The organism is Acidipila rosea (assembly GCF_004339725.1).
Classification (GTDB): domain Bacteria; phylum Acidobacteriota; class Terriglobia; order Terriglobales; family Acidobacteriaceae; genus Acidipila; species Acidipila rosea.
The window spans coordinates 1,014,262-1,025,626 of the sequence record NZ_SMGK01000001.1; the positions used below are offsets into that span (position 1 = coordinate 1,014,262).

Consider the following 11,365-nt stretch of genomic DNA (forward strand, 5'->3'; position numbering starts at 1 on the left):
GTGAGATCAGGACATACATCACTGAGTAGCATGCCTGACGCGAGCTGAACGCTTCTCGCGCATGGGCCTGTTGCCTATTCGGCATCCATACGGATAGCAGGAGCGGGTCAGAGAGGAATATCTCTCTAACCCCGGTACGCTAGTAGTAGAACTTCGCTGCAAACTGAACGAGCCGTGGGGCCTGCGCCCCTGTGACGTACCCAAAGGTTGGGGTCCCAAATACGGTTGAGTTATTGGAGTTCTGCGGGCCTGGTGCCGCAAAGAGGAAATTGGGGTGGTTGAATGCATTAAAGGCTTCAGCACGTAGTTCCAGATGTATGGAGTCTTTGATCGGAATGGTTTTCAGGAGCGCGAAGTCTACATTCTTTTCTCCCGGACCCTCAAGACTGTTCATGCTTACATTTCCAAATGACCCCAGGACTGGATTTGTGAACGCACAAGTATTGAAAAAGGTCCCAGGTATGCACGGTTTCCCATTAGCCTTCTGTCCAGGGACCATGTCCGGGCGTTGCTGGCCGTCGGAGTTTGCGAAGTTGCCATTTCCATCTGTAACTGTGTACCAGGTTCCCGAGGAGAGCGTTACAATTCCTGACCAGTTCCAATGAGCCAGAATGTGATCAACTATTGGTTTTCCCGTCGCAAGCCGTTCGCCCTGTCCAAACGGAAGATCATACTGATAGCTTGCGACAAAGCGATTGCGGACATCGAAGTCCAAGGGGCCGTACTCGCGATTCGGATAGCGGCTCCATCGGAATCCATCATTGTTTTGCGCGCCAAGATCGGCACTGCTGGCGTTCCCTAGGGACTTGCTATAAGTATAGTTAACGATCAGGGACAGCCCCCTGCTAAGCCTATGCTGTAGCGATGTCTGCAACCCGTTGTAGTTAGAGAATCCGGCCGACTTCAGGTATCCCGTGCCCGCATCAATATACGGAAACGGCCGTCTCGGAGCTGTTGGAGAGGAAGGGTCAGCCGTCGGCGAGGCCTGATTGCCATTCAGATAGATGTAGAGCCGGTTACCCTTCGACCCAACATAGGATGTCTCAAAAGCTGTGTTCTGGGTTAATTGATACTGAAAAGTCAGATGCCACTGCATCACGTACGGAGTGCGGAGGTTTGGGTCCAGGGAAAATAGAGTTGGAGTATTCGGATTTGACAGGGCGTCTGAGGGAAAGCCTTGGGCAAGTGTGCTGATGCCGGGCACAGAGCAGTCTTCTGCAGCAGGATTGTAAGAAGGCAGCGCACAGGGGGCCACAAAAGTCTGACTGGCAAAATACGGGGGATTGAAGCCCGGGCTGGGATTACTGTAAGGGCCCGCTTCGTCGCCGTTGAAGAAAACTCCGAAGGCACTCTGGACCGCTAGGCGCGAAGTGAGTTCATAGGCAAGACCGACGCGTGGTGACAGGTTCTTGTAGTCTCCGCCGATCAATGAGTTGGATGCGTTATGGTCCACAGGGAGAATGCTTGCCAATGTAGGAGTAAGACTTACATTGCTACTCTTGGGAATCTCCAGCACCCCGGTATAAGGGTTAAAGTTTGCCTGCGCATTGTTCTTGGAAAAGACCGGCGAAAAGTATTCATACCGGAGGCCAAGATTGAGACTCAGCTTAGGCGTCGCACGCCAGTCATTTTGTAAAAAGAGTGCGTACGTGTGGCGGGAGTAGTCAATGTTATTCAGGTTGTTGATATTCCCTCCTCCAGGCTGCCCCGTAAGCAGTGTTGCCAACCCGCTCCCGCCGCTGCCCGGAGACGCTGGGTTATCCGTATACTGCGTGCCGAAGCTCAGCGATCCCCGTGGCGAGGCAGGCTCGAAAATCGAGAACTGCTCCGGACGTATCTCCCCGCCAAATTTCCAGGTGACATTTCCAGAAATCAGCGTGAAGGTATCTGACATGGTGTAGGTTGTCTGCTTTTCGATGGCAGGCAAAAAAGTCGGACTACCTAGCGTAGCTACATCGCTGAAGGTCATCTGTGGCAGGCCACCATTGTTACTTCCCGGTGGGTTGGGAACTCCGGGAAATCCAACCTGTGCTGATATGTCGGTATTGTAGTTGAACTGATAGCGGCTCGTGTTAAGCCGATTGAAGCCAACACGCAGCTCATTCACTTTGTGCGGCGAGAACACATGAGCTTCACTAGCTGCGCCGCTATATGCCGTGATCTGCTGGATGCCATCGAAAAATCCCCCACCGTCGGCCAGGCCGGGAAATGGAGACCCTATGGTCGTCGGACTGTCACTCATGCTGAAGCGATAGAAGGCCGTATCATGTGCCGAGAAAACTTGATCGATGCGGACATCTCCCTGATTGACGGTCTGAGTAGTAACGGGATCTGACTGATAGTTGTACCCGAGACCGTTTGTGTTTGGACTTGGAAAGAGTTGTACTAGCTTGCTCCCTAGCGAATCGGTGCTGGAGCCTGGAATGATATTGATTGGTGTGCCATTCGCTGTATAACCGAACGGTACGCCGCAATAGCCGCCTGCCTGTCCCGGAGTAGCCTGTGTCTGCCGGGTATCGAAAAGCTCACCCTGATAAGTGGGCTTGCCATTACAGTCATTGAAACCAGTTGGGCTGGTGAGATCCAGCTGGCTTGAAAAGTCGCCGGCGCGCTGCGCCGCCGTTGGAACCAGTGAGGTATTCGACTGAGCCTCATTGAGGAGAAGCCCCTGGTAGTCCACGAAGAAAAATAGCTTATCCCGGATAATCCTGCCGCCCAGGGTCGCCCCAAACTGGTTCTGCTGATAAGGCTGCCGCGTCTGGTCGTAGTAGTTCATCGCATCGAAGTTTTGGTTGCGCAGAAATTCATAGGCAACGCCATGAAATTGGTTCGAGCCGCCCTTAGTAGTCGCATTGACAATAGCGCCTGTGGATCTGCCAAACTCCGCATCGTAGTTGCCGGTTTCTATCTTGAATTCCTGCAGCGCATCCGGCGGCGGCATTACGACATAGTTTGCTTCATTCAATAGGTCAGGGAGGTTTGAGTTGTTATCGACGCCATCGAGTAAAAAGTTGTTATCGAGCGAGCGTGAACCACTGGCGCTGAAGCCGAACCCCGTAGAGTCCCGAGCGCCTGGCTCACTCACCGTGACACCTACAGTGAGCTGTGCCAATTGGACGGAATTCCGGCCATTGAGCGGCAGCCCTACGATGGTCTTGGCATTTACAACCTGTCCGGTTTCTGAGGTGTCTGTCTGTAGAAGAGGAGCTGTGTCGTGCACTTCTACGCTCTGACTCGTCTCCCCAAGCTGCAGCGTGGCATCTACTCTCTGGCGCTGCTGGACATCCAGGCTAATCGGACCAGCTATAGTGGTTTTGAACCCCTGCGCAGAGATTGTGATGCGGTATGTTCCGATACGCACAGGACTGATCGTCCAGGCTCCGGATGAATCGCTTACCGCGTGGTAGCTGAAGTTGGTGCTTGTGTCTACGGCTGTGATCGTGGCGTTTGCGACGGTAGCTCCACTTATATCGACAACGCGGCCCTCCAGAGAGGCAGCATCCCGCTGAGCGAAAAGTGGTCGGCTGGCGATGATGAGTAGAAGCAAAAGGGGATATAGCCTTCGTATCGTTGTAAGCAAGTAATGCCTCCATTGTCTTCGCTACTGAGCCGGGGAAGCTGGCTCAATGTGATGTCAGGGGCCTTCAGCGATAGAGCATGTTTATGCTTTAGGGCTGCCAATAGCACCGTTTGATTCCGGTGTGGATCGAATTGTTACGGAAGCCTCCGCGCGTGTCAATCGAAAAATGAATAAATCGTGACAATTCTGATCTATATGAGGCCTTAAGTGATATCTCATTGAAGTTTCTGGCGACACGATAGGCACCGCTTATCTGCTGAATAAGACCTGCGAATGCGGTCAGCATGGCTGCGCACTGCGCGGTTAGGATTCGGATCACGGGATATAACCGTTGCCCGCCGCGCACGAGCATGATTAAATGCGGAATAATCCGTAACCTCGCGTTAAGTTCTGCGATCGAAGTAGGCCCAGGTGCAAGTCATGTGGGTGAAGAATCTGAGAGTTTGTAATGATCCGGACAGGTGGCTGACAACTTCTGGAAGGGAAGCAAGATCTGGAAGGGAATCAAGATGTTGAGACGGGTACAGCTGCCGGGCGATGCTGCATCATCGAACTTCGATGTCGCGACGTCAGGGAGGTCGTCCGGTAGATACGACCGGGGGCAATAACGGACGTGAAACACTGGCAAGGATGGGGCAACTGGAAAGCAAGGTAAGAGACAAGCCTGATGATGGCCTCAAGCGTTCGCTCAAGCTATGGCACCTGATAGCTTACGGGATCATCATCATTCAGCCGACTGCTCCGATGGGTATCTATGGGGTAGTGAGCAATGTCGCCCGGGGCCACGTTGTAACGGCAATACTCCTTGCCATGATCGCCATGTTGTTCACCGCTGTCAGCTATGGGCGCATGGCGCGCATTTATCCGAGTGCGGGCTCAGCGTATACGTATGTGGGCAAAGAACTCCATCCTCTCTTTGGATACGTGGTGGGGTGGTCCATGCTCTTGGATTACATCCTGAACCCGATCATATGTGCTATCTGGTGTAGTGCTGCGGCCGTAAACATTCTGCCGCAGGTCCCATTCGCGGCATGGGCCGTTTCATTCGTGATCGTCTTTACTGCGCTCAATCTGCGGGGCGTACAGACCTCCGGGCGCGTAAACGCATTGCTGGCGCTGGCCATGAGCATAGTTGTCGTCTTCTTTCTGGCTGAGGCCGTACGATACATTGCACTGGTAGTGCGCCCTGTCCCCGGGCTGTGGCTCCTTCCTTTTTACGATCCCAGGACGTTTTCCCCGAACAGACTTTATCGCGGCACGTCGATCGCGGTGTTGACCTATATTGGCTTTGACGGCATCTCGACGATGTCAGAAGAAGTTGAAAACCCTCGTCGCAACATCATGTTCGCAACCGTCTTGACCTGTTTCATCATCGGCATCCTGTCGTCTATCGAGGTCTATGCGGCTCAACTTGTCTGGCCTGGTCGCATACCATTTGCTCCGGAGATTGTAGATACTGCCTTCGTTCAGATAGCACTGCGGGTAGGAGGCAAATTTTTGTTCCATCTGCTGAACGCCACCTTGCTCATCGCCAATATGGGTTCAGGCATCGCTGCCCAGTTTGGGGCTGCGCGACTGCTGTATGCCATGGGTCGCGGAAACTCCCTGCCCCGGCGATTCTTCGGCGCGCTTGATCCCAGGAGCGCTGTGCCAAAGAACAACGTGCTCCTGGTCGGGCTATGCACGCTTGGTGGAGCCTTCCTTTTGACTTACGAGAGAGGCGCAGAGTTGCTGAACTTCGGAGCCTTCATCGCCTTCATGGGAGTCAATGCAGCAGCGCTGGTCCACTATAAGTTCCGCTCTCAGGAGAAGGTCATTTTTCCTGTACTGATGCCACTTTGTGGGTTGTTGGTCAGCGCATTTATCTGGCTCCACCTTAGCCACAGCGCGCAGCTTCTCGGGACAGCATGGATTGCTGCAGGATTGTTGATCTATGTCCTCATGCGACGTGAACGGGATCGGGTCATCGCCGCATGAGGTTGGTTTGCGCTGCCAGTTTCGTTCAGATGGAGGAGCCGCTACGCTTGTTCCACAAGCCACGCGTGAAGTCTGGAAACTTAACAGGCGCGCTTCCCAGTTCTAATGACATCTTGCTCATGGGGCCCGGTGCAGACCATGCCGCACCATCGTAGACATCCATATCAGGTGCGAGGCCTTCGCGTAAACACTGCAATAGTCGATAGATCATGATGAAGTCCATGCCGCCATGGCCGCCGGAGGTGCGTGCCATTTCACCCTTTTGCGCCCAAAGTGGACTCTCATAATCTTTCTTGTACTCGTCGATTGAATTCCACGCCTCCTTGCCTGGCTGGCCGTCGATATATATCCGTGGAGGATAGTCTGCGAACACACCTTTGGTGCCGCCCACCATGTTGATTCGGTCGTAGGGGTGGGCATTGGATGTATCGAACTTAAGCGTAATCGCCAGTCCGGATGCTGTCTTGATCAGAGACGTGTTCATATCCCCGGTTGTGTAGTTTTCACTCCACTTGGGGTCGCCCTTCGGCACGTGGCCAGCGCGATAGGCCGCCAAGCCAAGCGCCGGCGTACTCATTGAGACCATATAGTCGAAGCGATCGCCACGATTGATGCTCATATAGTTTGCGACGGGTCCCAACCCATGAGTGGGGTAGAGGTTGCCATTACTCTGCGTATGAAAGGCGCGGCGCCAAAGGCCCTCACCTTGTGAGGAAAACATCTCTTCTCGCAGGTCATGTAGGTATGCTGCCTCCCCATACAGCAACTGGCCAAGCACACCATGACGCACAAGGTTAAGCACTAGAGTCTCGTTGTAGCCATAGCAGCACTCTTCCAGCATGATGCAGTGCCGCCTCGTAGATTCTGAAGTCTCAACAAGATGCCACAGATCCTCCATGGTGTAAGCCAGCGGCACTTCAACGGCAGCGTGCTTGCCATTCTCCATTGCGGAGAGGGCCATCGGTGTATGCCAGTCCCACGGAGTCGCAATAACGACAAGGTCGAGATCGTTTCTCGCGGTTAGAGCCTCATAATCATGGGGCCCCTGGGTGTAGAGCTGGGGAGCCTTTTGCCCCGCCTTCACTGTCATTTGACCAGCATGTTCCGCCTTTGCCTGCACCACATCGCAGATGGCGACTACCTGCGCATTCTGCGCCAGAAACCAGCCGAGCAAGCTTGTCCCTCTACCGCCCACGCCGATAAACCCGATGCGCGGAGTCTTCGTCGCTGCAAAAGGGGTGTTGATCATGGAGCGCGAAGGGGTCGGATGGGCCTCCTGAGCAAATGCGTTGACATCAAGTCTCGATGCGGCTGTGAGCATGGCGCCTAGTCGAATGAATTGCCGTCGGCTAGGTGCGGGTGAACCTTCGGGTAAGTAGTCTTTCATTAATCATCCTTATAGATGGAAGTTAGGCGGATCCCTGTTGCACGGTGCAAATGGCTAGCAAAAGCAAGCTAGAGAACTCATATCCGGAGGAAGATCTTGCGACGATACATCCAGAACAGAAAAATCCAGTAGATTGACAGAATCGCAGCACCAAGCAGCAATGGCTGCAGGCCCGGACCTAGAATCAGGAAGATCTTGTGGCCTAAATTGGTAAGAAGATTACGGGCGAGGAAGTTCTCCCAGAGGTGGGCGATCAAGTAAGCAGCAATGGAGTTCGTACCCACTACGATGAGTGGGTACGCCCAGCCGCGCTTTTGCTTGACGTCGATAATCCAGCTGAACGCGGCCAAAAAGAGGAAGCATACGCCGCCGCTGAATAAGGTCCAGCTCGGAGTCCATATCCGCTTCACGATCGGGCAGATTCCTGCGAAGTGAAGAAATAGTCCGAGGGCGACAAGAATGACGCCCGCCTGGATAAAGCGGCGGATGGGCTGTTTGGGCGCAGAAGCTATAAACCATTGTCCGGCGAACAATCCGAGAATCATTGTGCCAAGAGTTGGTATGAAGCTCAGCGTTAAGTAGCCGCCGTCATTCATCACAAATGGATGTTCACGGGGGAACAGGTTCAGGAACCACACATCGAAGGCCTGCCCGAGGTTGCTGTTCTTATTCCAGTGGGCGCGAAAACCAGTGTAGAGGTGATGCCAGTCTGCAGGGACACCGACAGCAGCATAATTGAAGCCTGGTCCCGGAGCAGGATAGAGCGCCCACGCGAGCCAGTATCCAAACAAAATGGCGCCTAATGCAATCCACTGGTCCCGCACCGGCCGAAAGGACACTAGAAAGAGAAACGTGTAGCCCAGGCCGATCTGCGTGAGGGTGTCTTCAAAGGTAAAGTAAGTCTGGCTGCTCTCGAGAGAACGCAGAAAGATGCCCAAAGCTATAAGGACTAGCGACCTCCATATAGTATGAGCCAGCATATTCGGGAACTTCGCTCCCTTGCGCTGGCGGCTTCTTATGGAATAGGGAAGCGCGACTCCTACTAGAAATGAGAAGGACGGCTGGATCATATCGTGGAGTGAACAGCCCGACCACTCAACGTGAGACTGGTTGTAGGCCAGAATTCTCCAGAAGATACTATGGCCGAAGTATGCGGAAACCTTGGAGAACTGCAGCACCTCACCCATCATCAGCAGCATGACCAGTCCACGATAGGCATCGACTGCCAGATTGCGAGGTGTTGAGGCGCCTTTAGGCAGCGGCGCTTTCATTGTCGTGGTGGAGTCCATTCCTGTTTCCTCTTGTGTATTCAGTACCTGATGCATCTTTAAGCTCCGGTATTCCTGATTCGCTGCTGCTGCAGCGCCACGGCGTCTACGTTGCCGGGGGAAGGCGTTGACCCGTTAACGGCGAACTAGGCACGACGCATTCTGCCGGTTCCCCGATATGGACTGTAATCGTATCGTTTTATTTCGAGTTGTCAATAAGTTATTTCACTTGGGTGCTATCTGTATTTCGATCTGCATTTCCTGGGAAAGGCGCGGTGCGGTTGGCCCTATAAGTCGGCGATTAACCTCTTCCCACCCCACGAACTCTTGCCACACCAAGGGGAATAGCATCATCGTCACAGTGGCTGCATAACTGCTTTAGCCTTCCGCAGAGGAAAGCCGTCACGTGCGGAAGCAGCCTGGCCGAGCAGAACACTTCGCCGGTGAACTCAGGAAGTCCTGGCCGCTAATCCGAATCTCAGTTGGTGTAACGAGTGCTCTCGTTAACAGAGGGTGTGTCTTGGATCGGACTGCGCGCAGAACAAGCGTCTAGATAGGCGCACGCCATTACGATCATTTCTCGCCGCAGCGGTTCGAGATACTGTTCTGGGGCGCCGGACTCGAGGATTCTGCGGCTGACGCCCATCAATAGCCCCAGCAGCATCGACGCGACAATTTCTGGTTCCACTGCAAGAGGCTCAGAGGCGCTCGCCAGCATTCGCACGATCGCCTTGTCATACCTGGTTCGCATCTGTTGCACGGTCTTCGCTCCGTCGACATCGGAGCTGACGTAGTAGAGCGCAACACTTGTTTTTACATCTCTCATCTTTGCCTGCAGAAACGCTGTCATGAGCGCGGTCACCATGTGTCGCAGTGTTGTGCCCTTATGGTCCCTGCATACACGCTCGATGCTGTCGGAAATCTCGGAGAGATGGCGCTTGAGGGCCGCCTGCAGCAGGGCATTCTTGTTGGGGAAGTACTGGTAGAGCGTTCCGACTGATACACCGGCTCGCAGCGCCACCCTCGTTGTAGTCAGCCTCTCCTTCCCAACCTGCAGCAGAACCTGAATAGTGGCTTCGAGAATCGCGTCCACGCTCGCAACGGAACGCGCTTGTACGGGGGATTTACGAGGCTCTAAAGGGACCTTGAGGCGCGGTGGCAAATGCGAACTCCTAACCTGAAGCTTCCTTCATCTAATCACAAGCAGGATGATTGAAACAGCCTGCAAGGAGATAGAGCATGGCAGAAGAGATGGACCTCGGCGGCAGCTTTACATTCCCTCACTCATCGATGACCGTGAACCGCATGGGCTATGGCGCGATGCAGTTAGCTGGACCGCAGGTGTGGGGACCGCCGCGCGATCTCGAAGGGGCGATCGCCGTCCTGCGAGAGGCAATAGAAGCCGGAGTGAACCACATCGATACCAGCGACTTCTACGGACCGCATGTCACGAACCAGATCATCAGGGAGGCGCTTCACCCCTATCGCGACACATTAGTGATCGTTACAAAGCTTGGCGCACGCAGGACGGAGGACAAGGCATGGGTTCACGCTCTCTCCCGTAAGGAGCTGATCGATGGCGCGCATGACAACCTTCGCAACCTTGGGCTCGACGTGCTGGATGTAGTCAATCTCCGGGTGGGAGCAGTCAGTGAGCCAGCTGCGGGATCCATTGAAGAGCCGCTGACTGTGCTGGCCGACCTGAAGCGCCAGGGGCTGATTAGTCACATAGGCCTGAGCAATGTGACCCCAGAGCAGTTGGCGGAGGCGCAGACCATTACCGAGATAGTCTGCGTGCAAAACTTCTACAACGTGGCACAGCGGAGAGATGACAGCTTTATCCATGAGCTGGCAAGCCAGGGCATTCCCTATGTGCCGTTCTTTCCACTTGGCGGATTCACCCCGCTGCAGTCATCCACACTGGACAAGGCAGCCGCGTCGCTGCAGGCTACGCCGATGCAAGTCGCGCTCGCATGGCTTCTTCAGCGTTCGCCCAATATCCTGCTGATCCCCGGCACTTCCTCGGTCGAACATCTTCGCGAGAATCTGCAGGCTGCGTCCCTTCGCCTCCCTGTCCAGACGCTTGCGGATCTGAACTCAATCGGCGCGCCGACCGAGCGGGTGTAGTCACTCTACTCACCGGGCAGCTGGCACTCTCTTCCTGTTGGGATCAGGCTGCCGCGGTGAGTGTTACCGGGCATCGAGTGCGACTGCTTTGATGGCTTGATTTTAGATGTTCTAGTATGGGTCTATTTAAATCGCTTTATGCGGCGGGAGCAGGTCGCGCATGGAACGCTCCACGCATCGGCTTCATACGTGCACATCCGCAAGCTGGAGACCCCATTTGAAGGTATTTTCCTATTCTGTTTCAAGTCCGCATTCGGTGGAGAATTGCAAACGCCTATTTGGTAGGTGGAGAGCAGCGCGGCGTTAGCAATGGGCCGTCTCTGATCCATGGGGGATCACAGTTGCGCTGGTCACCGCGGGTGCAGGCAGTGGGTGATGGGGCAGTTTGAAGCTCCAGTTTCGATCCATTGCAGAGGTTCCCTCAGTCGCCAATCGAACGAATCACTCTCGCCGGATTTCCTCCGACAAGGGTATTTGGGGCGACGCGCTTCGTGACTACAGAGCCCGCCGCGACGACCGAGTTTTCGCCTACTGTTACGCCGCCGATGATGGTTGCGCCTGCTGCTATCCAAGCGCCTTTCTCAATCACGATAGGCTTTCCTATTGTGGCTGAGCGTCGCTGCGCAGGTTCCAGCGGATGGCCCGTCGTGATGATGCTCACGTTAGGCCCGATCATTACATCGTCCGCGATGTCGAGGCCGCCAAGGTCATAGAAAGTGCAGTTCTGATTTACAAAGACATTACGCCCGACGCGGATTTCGTTCCCACCGGCAGTAAAAAATGGAGGGATCAGTAAAAAGCTCTCGTCTACCTTTTCACCGATAAGTTCGCTGAACAAGGCTCGAATTTCATCCGCGTCGTTGAACGTCAAACGGTTAAGCATGGCGGTGATCGCCATGGCTCGCTTCACGTTTGCCAACATGGCCGCCGATTCCGGCGTCTTGCTATAGATAATTTTGGTGCGACCGTCATCCGGCATTCGTTACTTTCCCTGGGCTACAGTTTAGCGTGCGCTTTTTGGCGCGC

At 54.4% G+C, this 11,365-nt stretch carries 7 protein-coding genes; 2 read left to right on the forward strand and 5 right to left on the reverse strand.

Annotated elements, in window-relative coordinates:
* Window positions 1-139 precede the first annotated feature (139 nt).
* Entirely contained in the window at window positions 140-3,547 is a 3,408-nt protein-coding gene (locus tag C7378_RS04175) for an outer membrane beta-barrel protein (RefSeq protein WP_243648055.1), read from the reverse strand.
* Window positions 3,548-4,138: 591 nt separating this feature from the next.
* Here C7378_RS04175 and C7378_RS04180 point away from each other — a divergent pair.
* Window positions 4,139-5,557 (forward strand): APC family permease, encoded by a 1,419-nt coding sequence (locus tag C7378_RS04180; RefSeq protein ID WP_243648056.1) that lies wholly within the window; start codon window positions 4,139-4,141, stop codon window positions 5,555-5,557.
* A gap of 25 nt (window positions 5,558-5,582) precedes the next feature.
* On the opposite strand, the gene C7378_RS04185 is transcribed toward C7378_RS04180, so the two are convergent.
* From C7378_RS04185 to C7378_RS04195, 3 genes are all read right to left on the reverse strand, one after another.
* Complete coding sequence (locus C7378_RS04185) at window positions 5,583-6,944, reverse strand: Gfo/Idh/MocA family protein (RefSeq protein WP_131992082.1); 1,362 nt, start codon at window positions 6,942-6,944, stop codon at window positions 5,583-5,585.
* A gap of 77 nt (window positions 6,945-7,021) precedes the next feature.
* Complete coding sequence (locus tag C7378_RS04190) at window positions 7,022-8,269, reverse strand: acyltransferase family protein (protein ID WP_243648057.1); 1,248 nt, start codon at window positions 8,267-8,269, stop codon at window positions 7,022-7,024.
* Window positions 8,270-8,690: 421 nt separating this feature from the next.
* Complete coding sequence (locus C7378_RS04195; protein ID WP_341539116.1) at window positions 8,691-9,305, reverse strand: TetR/AcrR family transcriptional regulator; 615 nt, start codon at window positions 9,303-9,305, stop codon at window positions 8,691-8,693.
* A 146-nt stretch (window positions 9,306-9,451) separates the two neighbouring features.
* On the opposite strand from C7378_RS04195, the gene C7378_RS04200 reads away from it, so the two are divergent.
* Entirely contained in the window at window positions 9,452-10,339 is an 888-nt protein-coding gene (locus C7378_RS04200) for an aldo/keto reductase family oxidoreductase (protein ID WP_131992088.1), read from the forward strand.
* 421 nt (window positions 10,340-10,760) lie between these two features.
* Here the strand turns inward: C7378_RS04200 and C7378_RS04205 are convergent, their stop codons facing one another.
* A complete protein-coding gene (locus C7378_RS04205) occupies window positions 10,761-11,318 on the reverse strand; it encodes a sugar O-acetyltransferase (protein WP_131992091.1) in 558 nt (185 codons plus the stop codon).
* Between the last annotated feature and the right edge of the window lie 47 nt (window positions 11,319-11,365).

Excerpts from the sequence above, each read along its gene's own strand:
- C7378_RS04180 (WP_243648056.1), top strand. The coding sequence starts at position 4,139 with ATGTCGCGACGTCAGGGAGGTCGTCCGGTAGATACGACCGGGGGCAAT.
- C7378_RS04185 (WP_131992082.1), bottom strand. The coding sequence starts at position 6,944 with ATGAAAGACTACTTACCCGAAGGTTCACCCGCACCTAGCCGACGGCAA.
- C7378_RS04190 (WP_243648057.1), bottom strand. The coding sequence starts at position 8,269 with ATGCATCAGGTACTGAATACACAAGAGGAAACAGGAATGGACTCCACC.
- C7378_RS04200 (WP_131992088.1), top strand. The coding sequence starts at position 9,452 with ATGGCAGAAGAGATGGACCTCGGCGGCAGCTTTACATTCCCTCACTCA.
- C7378_RS04205 (WP_131992091.1), bottom strand. The coding sequence starts at position 11,318 with ATGCCGGATGACGGTCGCACCAAAATTATCTATAGCAAGACGCCGGAA.